This is a genomic window from Streptomyces sp. NPDC002328, from assembly GCF_042890065.1.
In the GTDB taxonomy this organism is placed as follows: Bacteria; Actinomycetota; Actinomycetes; order Streptomycetales; family Streptomycetaceae; genus Streptomyces.
The window spans coordinates 22,849-37,817 of the sequence record NZ_JBIARQ010000028.1; the positions used below are offsets into that span (position 1 = coordinate 22,849).

Sequence of the window (14,969 nt, forward strand, 5' to 3'; positions counted from 1 at the left end):
GACGGCATTACGGGGGTCCTTGGGCATCCGGGGGCGGGGCGGGGATGAGGGTGACGGGGTTGGGCAGCAGGTCCTCGCTGTGGGCGAGGTCGAGCCAGGCAGTGAGGGTGGAGCCGTAGACGCGGCGCAGGATGTCCTGCTCCTCCGCATCCAGCTGGCCGTAGTAGGAGCGCAGCAGCCGGGGGAAGTCGCAGCCCAACTGCTGGTTGAAGAAGGCGTGGTCGACCAGGTAGAGCTCGACGGGGGTGCCGCCGCGGCGTGCGCGCCCGGCCAGCTGGATGAGCTCGACGAGGATGCCCGCCAGGATCTCGGTCTTGAGGAACTTCGGCATGCGGGAGAACCGCGGGTCGGTGCGCAGCAGCAACTCCCGCTGGCGGACGGCTGCGGTGCGCTGGGAGGCGAGCATGCCGGCGGGATCGGCGCTGATGGTGCCGGAGGCGATGCCGCAGGCGTTGATGCTCGCGTACATGACGGCCGGCTCGTGCAGGTGGGTTAGGGGGCGCACGCCCACCCACACCGAAGCGAGCGCCGAGCGGTCGGTGTGGGGGATGAGGATGTTCAGGCCGCGGGAGACCACCGACAGCGGCGCGCAGATCACCTTCACCCGTGGGTGCGTGGCGGGCAGGTCCTCGAGTTCGTCGATGGTCACCCGCACCACGCCCTCGGGCAGATTCACAGCCTTCCCGGAAGCGGCCTGGTTGCTGCTGACGAGGACCGCGACCCATTCCGGGCGGCCGCACGCGGCCGCGATCCCGGCGGCCATCACCGCCGCGTGGAAGTAGGAGTTCCCGGCCAGCAGCGCCAGCTCCCGCAGCGGGTCGTTGCGGGCGACCTTCTCCAGGTGTGACGACAGCTGGGTGTGCCACAGCCGCTCGGCGAGCTTGCGCAGCTCGGAGGGTTTGTGTCTTTCCTCCACGCCGCCGATCGAGATGGGCTGCCAGCCCAGATCGGTGGACGACACGCTCCCGGCGTGGGCGGTGACCGCGCCGGGAGCGGCGTCGGTCATCACATAGGCGGGCAGGGCATGCACGTGCTGCAGGGCGGCCTTGGGGAAGAACGCGGTGGCGGACAGGCCCAGGACGCTGCGCCGTACTCCGGCGGTGGCCAGCGCGACGGTGTCGCCGAGGCGGACGGTGGAGGTGTGCGGATCGCCGCCCAGGGACTGCAGCGAGAGGCGGCCGGTGCCGCTGGCGTTCTTGTCGAGCTTGAACCCGTACAGGTTCTGTCCGAGCGGCCCGTAGGGAATCGGCTCGTCGCGGGGGAGCAGCCCCATGGTGGAGACCAGGTCGGTGGCAGCGTTCAACTGACCGAGCAGCGGCAGGATCGACCACTTCAGGGTGTGGAGCTCGTTGTGGAGCGCCCCGAGCCAGGCCCGCACGAGGAGGTCGTTGACCACAGCGGCGCGTTGGGAGGCGGGCACGTGGAACGGCGCGTCGGCCAGGATGCGGGCGATGGAGTGCTTGAAGACCGCGAGCTTTCTGCTGCGGCGGGTGCCTTTGACCTTGCCGGCCAGGGCCTGGCGGATCTGATCGGCGAGCGGCTGCCAGCCCGCCGGCAGCTCGGCACCGGACCGCTCGCCGGGGAAGAGGGCCAGGTAAGCCTGGTGCACCGCTTCGGTGATCTCGGCATCCGCCGAGGCGCCGGTCAGCAGGCGGCACAGCTCGGCATCCTTCTTGCCCACCATGTACCAGCCGGAGCCCGGGCGATTTTGCCGCTCTTGCTCGGAGTCCAGGTAGAGGTGCCCGGTAAGGACGTTGTCCAGGAAGGTTTCGCTGAGCCGGCGCGCCTCCATCAACGGGCCGGTCACCAGCAGGTTCTCCAGCGCCGACAGGCCGCCCCGGTGCCGGTCGACCTCTTCCAGCCGCCCCGCGTGGCCCCGCCCGCGGCTGATGAGGGTGAACTCCTGCGCGCCCTGCGTGCACCAGGTCGCCTGGAAGGCGTCGACCTCGTCGATGATGACGACGCGGCAGCGCCGCAGCACGAACTCCAGCACACTCATGTCATGGACGATCCGCTCGCCGTCCACCTCGACGGGAACCTTGCAGCGTCCACGGATCAGGTTGTGGTGGTTGGTGACGATGATGTCGGCCTCGGCGGCCTGCCGGATGTGCTCGAAGCGCCGGCAGACACCCATACGCGGGCACAGATGCTTGCCGGCCTGCTCCGGCTCGGCGGGACCGGCGACCCACTCCAGCTGGGCACAGGGGAGCCTGGTGCGGTCCAGCCGCGGGCCGTCCACCTGCCAGCCGGTCATCTCGCAGCCACCGGCGAACTGCTCGAAGCGGTCCTCACGGCCCTGGGCGAATGCGAGCGCGGCCTGGTCGTCGTGGCGTGAGGACGCCACCCACGCCACCACACGCAGCGGCTTGCCGGACCGCTCGGCAGCCTCCCAGACAGCGGCGGCCGTCTCCTCGACCAGCCCGTTCTCCGCGGCCAACTGCTCGGCGGTCTGCAGGCCTTCACGGATGCGGCCCACCACGATGAGGACCGGGCCCTGTCCGCCGGCGGCCAGCAGGTGCGCCGCATCCCGCATCAGCACGCTCTTGCCCACTCCGGTGGGCGCATTCAGCAGCGTCATCGGCCCCGCGGGCAGCCGCAACTCTGCCGCCGTGCGCCCGTAGGCGTCGGTGAGCCGGTCGAAGAACCCCTGAAGCAGACCCGGTTTCCACCCGAACTTCTCCGGCTTGGCGATTGCCTGGCCCACCACGCGGTCCATCACCGCTTGTCGCGGCAGCCTCACCTCCTCAAGGAACGGCTCGGTGTGCAACCGGACCGGGGCCACGAAGGCGTCCTTCTCGCTGGCAGGAATCTCCACTGTGTACAGACGCTCCCGCCCGAAGGACCACAGGCCCTCACCGGCCGTCGGCAGCACCCTGTGGAGCATGGCCCGGTACTCCTCGGCCTCCTGGACGAGATGCTCGGCCAGGACGAGGGGCTCTTGCGCGTGGCAGGCCACCAACCAGTGGGTCTCGTCTGCGTTCGACTCTCCCGGAATCCGGAACAGCGCAGTGGGAGCTACCGCGTACTCCAAGACCGCCTCGCGGAACGTGTCCGGTTGCGCCAGGTCCCCCTCCTGCTTCAGTGCCTGCCACAGTCGGCCCACCAGCTCGTACTCGGCGCGCGGCAGCGACAGCCACCTCCCCCATGCATCGGTGCGCCGGGCGGCGAACATCTGCGCGAAGTCCAGCGGCACACCGCGACGGCCATCGACGGTCTCGAATGCGAAGTACTGCTCGGACAGGGCGAGATACGCCGCGATGGCGCAACGCTGCAACGCCTCACGGACATCGCCGCTCACCACTCACCCCGGCACCAGCGAAGAACCTCGGCGACGAAGTCCTTGTCGGTCATCACTTCAAGGTCCCGCCGCCCCGCAAGGCGCGCCTGCAGCAGCGGAAGGTCGGAGCGCTGCCGGTGGGGGACCACGATCGTCAGCGGCACCGGCGCGGCCAGCACGGGACGCTCCAGCAGGGCATCGGCCAGGGCCCCGAAAGATCGCCACGCCTTCGCATCCACCCGCCACTCTTTGGCCACCAGCGGCTCGGCGGCTGTGATGCGCAGGTCGTAGCGGTCACCGCCGGGGTACATGAGGACGTCGAGACCGGCGATCCCCGTCAGCGCGTCCCGGATCGCGAATTCCATGCGCCCCGGCAGGGTCATGTACCGCCACACCGTCCGGGAGACCGCGAAGTAGTCGCCGGCAGCGGGAAAGCCCTCCACTCGACCGGCTGAGGCCCCGCCGCCCTCCAGGACCGGAGGGCCGCTGCTGCCCCGCACCGGGCGGTAGGTGTACTGCACCCCCTCCAGCAGATGGGCGTCGCACGCGACGGCGAAGACCCCCTGCACGGCGGGCTGTGCGCGCATCGGCCAGGCACAGGCAGGACACGGGAAGCACCAGCCCGCCGCGTTGCACCACGGCCAGGACGCAACCGGCTCGAAGAATCCGAACCGCCCCCACAGCCCGTCCCACTTCTCCCACAGCACGCCCTGCTGCGCCACCGGATCACTCGCCAGCAGCTCGCGCACCTTCGCGTAGTCGTCGGGCGGAAGCCGCCGGATCTCCGCGTACAGCTGCTGCTCCTCCTGCTCGGCACGCAAGCGCGCCCAGGGCCAGTACTCCATCAACGCCTGCTGAGGCACGAGGTGTTCGCGGCCCAGGTCCTCCACGGCGTCGCACAGCAGGCCGTCCTGGTCCAGCAGCCTCATCTCGCCGAGCGGGTCACCTTCTTCCTCGCCGCTGGCAGGCAGGAGGGGCGCAAGTCCGTGGCGCAAGCCGCGCCGCAGCGCATGCATGTCCAAGGCGGCGGCTGCACCGGCGCCGTGTGCCGAGCGCAGGACTCCCAGGCAGTCGATGAGGCGGGCGGCTCGCTGGCCCGGCTCGCCAGTGCGGTCCGCTTCCGCGACGGCGGCTGCGCAGCACGCGGTCAGCGCCAGGTCACGGCGCCATCGGAGGGTGTTCCGTTCCACGAGGCCCATAACGGGTAAATAAGCGAAAAAACCAATAAACCTCGCATACAGTGCCGATTGTGATCGTCAAGACCGCCCCATCGGCCCAGCAGGACACCCCGTCACGCGAGACGACCGAGCACTGGCTATGGGCCGCCGCCCCGGACACCCCCCTGACCGAGGACGACCACCCCTGGAGCGGCAAGTGGCTCTGGTTCACCCCGCTCAGCCTCCTCGACCGCTCCTGGGCCACGATCCGCACCGCAACCGAGGACGGCCTCCTCGGCTACCGCAGCAAGGCGGCCACGCTCATCAACGCCCGCACCAAAAGCGACGACACGCGCCGCCCCATCTGCGTCTACACCCGAGACTGGCGCAACATCGACGACGTCCAACGCGTCCTGACCAGCCTGCGGGCCCTCGGCATCGTCGACGTCCTGCTCTACAAGACCGACAGCGACACCCGCAAAGGCCGCTACGGCACCGGCGCCAGCACCTTCGTAGCGCCCGCCACCAAGATGAAACTGGTCATCCCCAAACGCACCCGTGAGGCACTCGAGCACCAGCACGCTGCCCGAGCCCAGGCCCGCAGGGCTGCCGCGGCGCGCAGAAAGGCTCCCGTGCCCAAGTCCACCTGAACAGGCTGCCTGTGCTTCCGTCGGGAGAGAACAGACGCCGCTGCGGAGCCCGACCACCCCGCGGGCGAAGCATCCGCCACCTGCATCAGCTGCCGTGTCCCTGCTGCGCAGGGCGGGCGGGGCGCACAGCTCACGGGACAAGGGCGCTGGCGGGCAGTGACAGGTCGAGCCGGGGCAGACGTCCGGCGTGCGCGCGCAGATGGCGTGCTTCGGCAACCATGACGGGGGCGAACACGCCGTCTGCGGGCGGGTGGGCCGTCAGGCGGTGGTGGGCGCGAGCGCCAGCCAGCAGCGGGCGTGCCCAGGCAGGAACGGCGTGCAGCGGGCAGTGCCGATGGCCGACCCCGTGGAGCTTGATGGCACAGACGTCGCCGGTGATGTCGAGGTCGCGGGTGAAGCGCAGGCTGCCCAGACCGGCCCGGGTGAAGGCCAGCACGCTCAGTGCTCCGGCGATGAGCGGGTGCGCGAGAACGGCCAGAGCGGCGGCCTCCTCGGACGCAATCTCGAGGGCAGGGACGGCATGGACCAGCTGCGCCGTTGCCGTCGCGCTGGAACAAGGGTGAGCCGGCCGCCCGGGCCTCAGCGACGCCGCCCGAGTCTCCCGCGGCTGCTGGGCGGGTGACTGCCCCGCCACCGCCACCGTCGCCGGCCCCGCCATTGGTGGAACAGGAGGGAAGGACGGGCGCGCGGGTATCGGTCCCGGCTCGGCGAGGAGTGCCTCGAACTGGTCCCGGCCGCTGATATGGCGCTTCACGCGGGCCAGCGCCGGCGGCAGTCCGCGCTGCGGCGTCTGCCACAGCAGGGTCAGCTGAGTCCCCGTCGACTCGCGCCAGGCGAGTATTTGGTCGATGCGCCGGAGGGTCAGCAGGTGGGCCCGGGGGACCACCACGTGCCGCACCCCGGTCGCGAGGCCCCAGGCAGCCGCGGCGAGCCAGGCCGCGTTGACCGAATCCAGCCACACATCGGGGGAGTTGGGCCCGGGGGCCAGCCGCTTGCCCAGCGCATACAGCATGTCGTGCGCCAGCGCGGCCGGGCTGGAGCTGGCCGGCGTCGGCTGCACGGTGATGCGGCCTTCCCCGGGCCGGTGGGCCTGCAGCGCCGCCCGGGTGTAGAACAGGTCATCCTGTTCGTCCACCACGATCGTCACCTCGCCGTAGACCACGGCCACCGCCTCCTTCCGGCCGCGCACCGCACAGACTGGCCCCGGATGCGCAGATGCCAGGACCGGTCCGTGCGGTGCGCGAGGTTGTTGGCGGCGGCCCGGGCTCGCCGGGCCGCCGCGGATGTGCGGCCGTTGCTACATGCCGCCCAGTTTGCTGTACACCCAGTTGACGAGGTCCTGCTTCACCTCGGTCAGGCCCTTCTTCTGCATGCCGTTGAGCATGTGTTTGGTGATGGTGGCCCAGTTGCGGAAGTTGCCGTGGGCCGCGGCCCGGTCGATGCTGCGGATCATCTGCGGGTCCACCCCGGCCCACAGGGAGTGGAACGCCGGCAGCGTGCCGACGACTTCGGCCTCGGGCATGCGCGTGAACTTCTGCCAGATGAAGATCCGCGACGCCAGCATCGGTTCCCGCTTGAGGACCTTGTAGCAGCCATCGCCGCCGGCGAAGATCACCGCGATGTCGGTGTTGCGGTCGTCCCACAGGTGGCGCCAGTACTCGAACGAACTGCGGCCCATCCACTGGGCCTCGTCGCACACCAGCACGCGGAACGTCTGCGACAGCGTCTCCTTCAGGAGGGTGTCGAATTCGATCGGCCGGGTCGGCGGTTCCCCGGGCAGCCCCAGGGCGTGAAACAGCCCGTGGCGGATGTCGCGGGGAGTCGGACCCGAGCGCAGCTCCAGGCGGTAGGTGTTGTCGGGGGCGATCTTGCGCAGCGCCGAGTTCACCGACATCGTCTTGCCGTATCCGGCCGCTCCGTAGGCGACCATCATGCCCTTGGCGTCGATCGTCGCCTGCACGTCGTCCAGGGTCGTCATGAGCGTATCGGTGGCCACCAGGTGCGCATCGAGGCGGTGGAAGTGGTCCTCGTCCTCTGCGGGCAGCCTGCCGTAGTCCATGTCGCCGCTCACGCGTTCTCCTCAGAGGTGTCGTTTCCCGGCTCGTCCGCGGCCGGGGGGACCGGGCGGGCCCAGCCGTCCGGGACGGGCTGGTGCGGGATGTAGCCGGGATCGGCCCGCCGCAGGTCCGTGACATCCGATTCGGCAAGTTCTGCCTCGGCCTCCGCCTCGGTCAGCGCACCCAGACGCTCGGGCGGGGCGGCGGTGGTGACGGCCTCGAAGCGCTCGCGGCGCAGCCGTGCGGCGGCCTTCATGTCCGCGCGAAGCCGCCGCGCCTTGGCGGTGCGGGCTTTGCGGACCTTGTTGACCTGTTCCTCGCTGGCCGCCTCGGCCAGGACGGCGCTGCCCAGGTGCACACCGTCCAGGCCGAAGACCTCGATGGTCATGTCGTGGTGGGGCAGGTGGCGCACCACGACGCGGACGCCGGCCTGGCCGACCATCCAGGGGGCGATGTAGTGGCGGTTGCGCCACTGCACGCCCTGCGTGGTGATGGTGCGGGTGCGCCCGTCGTCCTCGAGCCCGAAATGGGCCAGCTGCTCGGCGGCAACGTCGTGCAGGGGAGTGGGATCGCACGACCACGCCTGCATCGGGGTGCGGCCGCCCAGCGCCCTGGGCTGGTGCTCGGTGTTCCACCAGTGCACCCACTTCAGCAGCAGCTCCAAAAACGCCTCGAAGGAGAGCGCGGGCTCGTCCGGATCCGCGGTGCGCCCGCCGGTGAGCGTCTGCTGGTGCACGTAGCGCGGCATGGAGACGAACAGCATGTCCTCGACTGCGTCGTTGAGCGCCTCGATGGTGCCCTTCAGGTGCGGGCTGTAGGCCGGGAGATCGACGACGGGCACGGCGAAGGCGCCCAGGGCCGAGGTGACGGTGGGACACAGGAACTCTTTGCCGCGGTCCACCCTGATCAGGCCCGGCAGGCCGCCGGCCGGGCCGAAGGGCTCAGCCCGGTCCAGGGCCATCCGCAGGGCCGCCAGCACCGCATCCGCGCTGGGGGCGTGGGGGGTCACGGCCACCCCCGTGATGACTTTGGTGTGGCAGTCGATGAACCAGGTCACCCAGGGCTGCACGAGCTGGTCCTCGAGCAGCACGCGCACGGGCACACACTTGTGGTCGCCCTCCCAGGCAGCGTTGCGGTGCGCGGGAGGGCGCTGCCCGAACACGTCGAAGGCCCGCCGGGCGGCCTCCCCCTTGGCGAGCCCGGCCCGCTCCCCGGGCGTCAGGTCCCGGCGCAGCGCCCGGTGGAGTGTCGACAGCGACGGGGCCGCAGGCAGCCGGGGATCGTTCAGGGCCCGCTGCTTAAGCTCACGGTGCACGGCGGAGGCGTTGCCTCCCCACACCACCAGCTGCCGCCGCAGTTCAGGGGTGACACGGAACCGTGTCCGGGGCGCCGCATCGACCTGGCCGGTGGCGCGCGCCTTGGCGACCCACCGCCACACCGCCCGCTCCGAGCGGCCCACGGCCGTGGCGACCAGCTTCACGTGCGCGCTGGTCAGCTCGCCGCTCTGGTCCAGCGACAGCAACCGTGGCAGCGCGGCCAGCCGCCCCGTGCGGGCGGTGAACACCGCTTTGTCGGCACCCTGTGTGCTGGCAGAAGAGTTACTCATGCGGTCTGCTCCTTACATGGATACGAATCGGGGAAAGGACCGGAAGTGCCGTGCTGGTGCCGGGTGTTGGCGGTGCCAGAAGGCGGACGGCACTGGCATTCCCGGCCGTTTGTCAGGGCCGTGATGCGGCGTCATGCCGGGGGAGGGACGGCGGAGCCGTCAGCCCGCACCGGCTGCGGCGTCGGCGACTTCGCTGGGAGGGGGCTTGTCGAAGGCCCGGCTGCTCCAAGGGGCAGGCTTATGCCGGGGCATCGGGGGTGGCCCGGCGCTGGCCGGTCTTGTTGCGGCACTTGGGGTGGAAGGCCGCGGTCGGCGCTGAGCTGAATTGCTTGTCAGCGCCGGCCCCAGGGCTTCCTGGGGCGCCTGCATGCGCCGGGGGACGTACGGGATGGGCCGGGCGCAGGAAGGGAGGAGAGTTACCGGTGTCCCAAGGTGCTGCCCTGGGGCGGACGGTTCCTTGGCGCCACTGATGGTCGGCCCGGTGTTGCTCAGGCGTGTTCCAGCATGCGCCGGATCCCGTCGCGGATGGTCGTGGCGCGTTGTTGCGGCGTGAGCCAGGTGGCTGTGGAGCCCTGGGCGGTCTTTTCGACGAACAGCACGTCTTCGACGGCGTCGGCCACCGGATACAGGTGGCTGATGACCGCGAGGGTCTTGTCCTGGATTGCAGCGTTGCTCAGGACGGGAAGGGTGGCGTCCAGACGGTCGGAGTCCAGCGAGCCGAACCCTTCGTCCAAAAACAGGCTCTCCAGCTTGCTGTTGCTGCGGTTGTGAAGTTCCACGAATGCCAGTGCCAGCGCGAGGGAGGTCTGGAATTTCTCCCCGCCGGAGAGGGTTTCTCGGCCGCGCGTGAGGTTCGTGGCGGACTCCACGATCTTGAAGTCCTCGGTGAACGCATAGAGCCCGGTGGAGATCTGCTGGAGGATTCTGCTTCCGTAGCGGAGCAGCGCATGGGTGCGCTGGTCTGTGAGATAGGTGAGGAACTTCGTGTCGGTGAGCTGGTCCTTCACTCTTCTCCACACTGCGGCCTGTTCATCCCCGGCGGTGATGGCAGCGTCCAGTGCCTCGGCGTAGGGGATTTGGGACCGTGCGGTACGCAGGTCGGACTTGGCCTTGCCGTGCGCCGTTTCCGCGTCGCTCGTCTTGCGGCTGAGCGGGTCGAGAACGGCGGGTGCCAGCAGGTCGCTCTTCTCCGGCACCGGGAAGCCCGGGTCATCGTCGGTTTCGTCGGCGGCGGTCCCGGCCTGGAGGGCGAGTTCCTTCTCGAACGCGTGGATGGCGTCCGTGGCTCGCTGCCCGGATTGTTTCAGTGCGCCCGCCAGTTGCCGGCTCAGGGAGGCGAGGGCCAGGTAGTAGTCGACAACGACGACCAGGTCGGATCCGTCCGGGGCAGGAGGCAGTTCCTTGGGCGCCTCGCCGTCAAGGAGACTTTGCGCGTCGGTGGCGGCGTCCGCCCAACGCTCCAGCTTCTTGAGGAGATTGCGGGTGGGAGTCTCCACCTTGCGCTGGCGCCGTCCGTCCAGGGCCTGCCGGAGCTCGGCGTGCTCGGTGAGGGCCTGCTGTGCTTCGTCGCGTGCCTGTGCTGCCTGTTCGAGCTGTGCAAGGCGCTGACCGGCTGTCTCCAGCGCTGAGGCGATGTCCTTCGGGGAGGGGAGGTCCTGCGGTGTGTCCTGGACGGGTCGTACCGAGGCCGGGAGGCTGGCGACCTCGGTCAGCAGTGTCTGAAGGTCGCTCTCGTACTGCAGTTGGGTCTTCTCCAGCCGTTTGCGTTCACGCTGCAAGCGGCCGCGCTGGCGTTTGAGGTCGGCCCGGGCCGCCTCCTTCTCGGCCTGCGCGGTCGCCAGCTCCGCCTGGGCGCTCGTGTGGGCCGCGAGCGTTTCTGCTTCCGCAGCGCGCAGCGGCTGGACGAGTGTCTTGACCGCACGGGTGATCTGGGCCCGGTTCTTGGGGTCGCTGCCCGCGAGGACACGCGCCTGGGCGGCCGTCTGCCGGCTCAGCGTGTCCAGAGTCGCGGCCACGCCCGGCACGACGTCCGGCCGCATCGTGTCCACCAGCTCCTGCAGCTGAAGCAGCGAAGTGTCCATGCGCTCGAGGGCGGCCAGATGCGCACGCTGATGCTTCTGCGCCGTCTGCTCGGTTGCGCTCAACTGGGCCATTGCCTCCGCCGCGGCTGTTACAGCTGCGTTCACGGCTTTCGAGGACTTGGTGAGCTTGCCTCTGGCTTTGCCAAGCGCCTTGCCGTCCAGCGGGGAGGGGGGAGTGAAGTCGCCTGGGAGGGGCCGGACGCAGACCGGGCAGGCGTCCCCTGGCGCCAGAGCGGAACCCGCCGTGTGGGCGGCTTCGCCGCGCTCCACCGCAGCAAGCGCCTCCTCGGCCTCTTCCCGTGCCCCGCGCAGCTGACGTAGCTCAGCTTCCAGCTTGCCGACGCGGCCGCGCTGCTCCTCGACTGCCTTGAGCGCCGTGTTGGCCGACTGCAGATGTGCCGCCGCGGCGGCGGCTTCCTGCAGCGAGCCCCGGACAGCCTCCTGGATCTGGTCGGTGTGCGCGCGGGCCTGGGTGACGGCATGCTGTGCCCGGTCGGCTTCCTCGACGAGAACCGCCAGGCGCTGCTCGTGCTCGGCCAGCTCCTGCTGTGCTTGCGTGTGCTCCTGCTCATGTTCGCCGTGCTGCAGCTGCTCCTGTGCAAGCCGCTGCATCAGGGCGTCCAACCCCGCTGTACGGCGCGGCAGGCCGGAGAGCACAGTCACCGCACCGGACAGGGACCGGACCGTGTCACCGGCCTGCGTGGCCGCCACCAGGGCGGCCTGCGCTGCGTCCAGCTTCAGGCTCAGATCACGTCCGGCCGCTTCCTGCGCTGCGGCTTCGGCATCGAGCTCCGTCGTCGCCTTGGCCAGCGTGGCCAGGGTGACAGCCGCTTCCGGGACGCTGCGCTCACGCAGCAGCCGTGCCGCCTTGTCCAGAGCAGTTTTGCGGTGCTTGTGTGCGAGGGCCCGCCCTTGTGCCGCGCGCAGAGCGGCCAGCCGCTCGCGCCGGCTGGCCGCGATGCCACGCGTACGCTCCACATCCAGCGCCGCCTGTGCGGCGACGGCATGGGGATCTCGCAGGAGGTCCGCCCGGGCGCTCCTGGCGTCGAGGATGCCCGCGCTCAAGCGCTCCAGTCGAACGCCGGCGTGCTTGCGCACACGTTCCCTTCGTTGATGCCGAAGACGTGCCGCAGGATGTCGGCACGGTCGCCTTTGTTCGCCGTGAGCAGGTTGTCGAACTTCCCCTGGGGCAGCAGGACCGTACTGACGAAGCCCTTCCAGTCCAGCCCGATGAGCTGGGTGACGGCTTCTGTCACCGCGCGCATGTTGTCGACCCGCAGGTCGGCGCAGCCTTCGGCCATGGACTCCAGAACAGCCTGCGGCTTCCTGCGGTTTGCATACAGGGTGCGCCGCACCCGCCACGGGCGGCCGTTCACGGAGAACTCGAACGTCACGTGCATGCTGGGGCTGCCGGTGCTGATCAGCTCGTAGGCTTCCTCGGCTTTGCTCGACCACGAACTCGCCCCGTACAGGCCGAAGGTGAACGCCTCAAGGAGAGTGGACTTCCCCGCGCCGGTAGGGCCCAGGATGGCGAACCGGCGCTTCCCGGTGAAGTCGATGGTGCAGGTGCCGGGGTAGCTGCGCATTCCGCTGACGATGAGCCGGCTGGGCTTCACGACGCCTCCGTCCAGGTGTTGTCCAGCGCAGCGCGGAGCATGTCCTCGGCCGGGACCGGGGGAAGCGTCTCGTCGTCGAGCTCGTTGAGCAGGTGGGTGAATGCGGTGACGGTGGACTCCGCGGCAGCGCCCCTCACTCCCTCGGAGGCCAGGTAGGCGCGGAAGGCGTCGGGGAGCTCCGGCTCCTCGCCGGGATCACCGTCCATGACAGCCTCGGCGGCCGCCTCCCGTGCCGGTACGGGGTTGACGAGGATCGCGTTGGGGACGATCTCGGCGATCTTCTGGCTGAGGAGCCCGTCGGGCTCTTCGCCGGCGATCACCGCTTTGAGGAAGGTCCCGTCGTACTGGGCGGCCGCGGCCTTCAACTCCTCCAGGGTCCCGGGGAAGTGGGCCAGCCGTCGGCCGCTGGAGAGCCGGCGGGGCAACGCCCTTACCGGTCGTCCGGGGTCGGCGTCGACGATCACGACGCTTTTGGATTCGTCGGCTTCGCCGAAGTCCATGGCGAGCGGACTTCCCGCGTAGCGGGCGATGCACTTGGCGCCCCGCACCGGTTGCGGGCGATGGATGTGCCCGAGAGCGGCGTAGGAAACCTCCGGAAGATTCTCGGGGCCGGTTTCGAAGCCGTCGTCCACGGCCCGTTCGCTCGGGGAACGTTGGGCGCCGGTGACGTACACGTGGGCCGCGAACAGCAGGATGTCCCGGTCGGGGTCGTACCCCTCGTGCATGGCCCCCGTCAGCTCCGCCTGCAGCCCGCGCATCCCCTCGGCGTAGTCGGCGTACGACGTGCCGGTCGCGGAGTGCTGCCAGAAGTGGTTCGGATGCACGAACGGCAGGACGGCCAGGCGGATTCGCTGCTCACCGCCGCAGGCGTCGAAGGTGAGGACACCGCCGTCGTCCGCCGGGCGGAACCGGTCGGCGAAGAACAGGCCCCGGCCCCGCAAGGGGCCGTTCATGGAGCCGAAGAACTTGAAGTATGCGGGGGAGTCGTGGTTGCCGGCCAGGACCACGGTGGGGGCGATGGCGGCGAGTTCGATCAGGGTGTCCATGGCGCGCGACATGGCCCGGATGGTGGGACGGGAGTGGTGGAACAGATCGCCGCTGTGGACGATCAGATCCGGCTGGCTTTCCTGGGCGATGGCCACGATCTCGGCCAGGACGGCGTCGAAGTCCTCTTCGCGGGCGTGCCCGTGAAAGATGTGGCCTAAATGCCAGTCGGAGGTGTGGAGCAGTCTCATGCCTTCGTGCGCCCTTCTGGGAAGCGAGGCGTAGGAGAGCACCGGTGGTGCCTTATGAGCCCGGGACTGTACACCAAATTCCCTGGAGTAAAACTGGTAGTCCCGAGTTCCTGCTAGCGTCCGGGCATCGACGAACACATGATCGATCTCGACGAGCTCCTGCAGTAGCTGCAGGAGACGGTCCGGCGGACACTCGCGCAGCACGCTACTTTCCAAGTGCCCCTTATAAGCGCGGATTTGACACGCACTCGACTCACCTGGAACGTTCTGGGCAGGCTCAGCGATGTCCCGCACATGGCCCGGCCGACGGTCACGCCTACGGCCGTCGAGTCCCACCTGGTCGCGCCTGTACGCGACCAGATCCATCAGGTGTGGGCCCTCATATTTTCCTGGAGTGAAACTGGAATATCCGAGTGACTGCTAGCATGCGGGCATGGATGAGCATCTGGTCGCACTCGAGAAGCGCATGCAGCAGCTGCAAGAGGCGCTCCGGCAGGCGCTCACACAACACGACACCGCCCAATTGCACTCCCTGGGCGAGGAGCTGACGCGCACTCGACACGCCTGGAACGTTCTGTGCGGGATCAGTGAGGTCCCGGATACGGCCCAGCCGGAGGTGCAGCCAGGAGTCCGGCCGGAGCCCGCGCCGGCAGTCGTCGAGCCCAACCAGGACGTGCCCGTACGCGACCAGGTCCACCAGGCGCTGGCCCTGCTCACTGTCCCCGCCTCGCCCAAACTGCTCAGCCAGGTCCACCAGGCGTTCTTCTCCACCCCGCTGAACACGGCCCGCATGACCACCCTGCGCCGCGACGAGGAACGCTCCTTCCGCTCCGCCCCCTACGGCCGCGCCTACTACATCTGTCCCGCGCTGACCTTCGATCTGCTCTCACCGGCCCGCGCGCTGCTCGCCCTGAGCACCTGGCCACTGGAGCAGCGCCTGGTGGGACCGCTCACCCAGCGCGTCCACTTCCTCACCTCAGCTGTGCGGCTCGCGGACGCTGCCGAACACCTCGCCGGCGAGGCCGGGATGCCGCAACCGGTCCAGCAGCTGCTGCTGCACTACAGCCGCAACATCCACGGCGACGCCCCCCGGGGCCCGCTCGACCTGGACGCGCTGCGCCGGGCCGCCGCAGCGGAACTGGAGATCCACGCCGACGACGACGCCGACACCCGCGCCGAAGCGGCCCAGCGCGCACGCCAGCAACTCGGCGACGCGGAGCAGATCTTCGGCAACATCCTGCGCAACACCGCCCGCCTGCGCCGTACTTCGTAAACCCACTTCTGCAACCA

At 69.7% G+C, this 14,969-nt stretch carries 10 protein-coding genes; 2 read left to right on the forward strand and 8 right to left on the reverse strand.

Annotated elements, in window-relative coordinates:
* Positions 1–7: 7 nt before the first annotated feature.
* A complete protein-coding gene (locus ACFYX4_RS37885) occupies positions 8–3,298 on the reverse strand; it encodes a hypothetical protein (RefSeq protein WP_389343922.1) in 3,291 nt (1,096 codons plus the stop codon).
* Positions 3,295–4,476, reverse strand: coding sequence for a hypothetical protein (locus ACFYX4_RS37890; protein WP_389343925.1), 1,182 nt, complete (start codon positions 4,474–4,476; stop codon positions 3,295–3,297). Before ACFYX4_RS37890 ends, ACFYX4_RS37885 begins: the two co-directional genes overlap by 4 nt.
* Before the next feature lie 50 nt (positions 4,477–4,526).
* On the opposite strand from ACFYX4_RS37890, the gene ACFYX4_RS37895 reads away from it, so the two are divergent.
* Positions 4,527–5,084 carry a putative phosphothreonine lyase domain-containg protein gene (locus ACFYX4_RS37895; protein WP_181801076.1) on the forward strand — a complete coding sequence of 186 codons (558 nt, stop codon included), beginning with the start codon at positions 4,527–4,529 and terminating at the stop codon, positions 5,082–5,084.
* Between the two features lie 130 nt (positions 5,085–5,214).
* On the opposite strand, the gene ACFYX4_RS37900 is transcribed toward ACFYX4_RS37895, so the two are convergent.
* From ACFYX4_RS37900 to ACFYX4_RS37925, 6 genes are all read right to left on the reverse strand, one after another.
* Positions 5,215–6,252, reverse strand: coding sequence for a hypothetical protein (locus ACFYX4_RS37900; RefSeq protein ID WP_181801075.1), 1,038 nt, complete (start codon positions 6,250–6,252; stop codon positions 5,215–5,217).
* Between the two features lie 129 nt (positions 6,253–6,381).
* On the reverse strand, positions 6,382–7,155 hold the full coding sequence (locus ACFYX4_RS37905; RefSeq protein ID WP_181801074.1) for an ATP-binding protein: 774 nt from the start codon (positions 7,153–7,155) through the stop codon (positions 6,382–6,384).
* Positions 7,152–8,747 carry a Mu transposase C-terminal domain-containing protein gene (locus tag ACFYX4_RS37910; RefSeq protein ID WP_389343930.1) on the reverse strand — a complete coding sequence of 532 codons (1,596 nt, stop codon included), beginning with the start codon at positions 8,745–8,747 and terminating at the stop codon, positions 7,152–7,154. The genes ACFYX4_RS37905 and ACFYX4_RS37910 overlap by 4 nt, the downstream gene beginning before the upstream one ends.
* Before the next feature lie 488 nt (positions 8,748–9,235).
* On the reverse strand, positions 9,236–11,926 hold the full coding sequence (locus tag ACFYX4_RS37915) for an SbcC/MukB-like Walker B domain-containing protein (protein WP_389343933.1): 2,691 nt from the start codon (positions 11,924–11,926) through the stop codon (positions 9,236–9,238).
* The gene (locus ACFYX4_RS37920) at positions 11,890–12,444 is read right to left on the reverse strand and encodes an AAA family ATPase (protein WP_389343936.1); all 555 of its coding nucleotides are present in this window, start codon (positions 12,442–12,444) and stop codon (positions 11,890–11,892) included. Before ACFYX4_RS37920 ends, ACFYX4_RS37915 begins: the two co-directional genes overlap by 37 nt.
* Positions 12,441–13,679 (reverse strand): exonuclease SbcCD subunit D, encoded by a 1,239-nt coding sequence (locus ACFYX4_RS37925; RefSeq protein ID WP_181801072.1) that lies wholly within the window; start codon positions 13,677–13,679, stop codon positions 12,441–12,443. Before ACFYX4_RS37925 ends, ACFYX4_RS37920 begins: the two co-directional genes overlap by 4 nt.
* A gap of 433 nt (positions 13,680–14,112) precedes the next feature.
* Here ACFYX4_RS37925 and ACFYX4_RS37930 point away from each other — a divergent pair, with 433 nt between their 5' ends.
* Entirely contained in the window at positions 14,113–14,952 is an 840-nt protein-coding gene (locus ACFYX4_RS37930) for a hypothetical protein (RefSeq protein WP_389343940.1), read from the forward strand.
* The last annotated feature ends 17 nt before the right edge of the window (positions 14,953–14,969 follow it).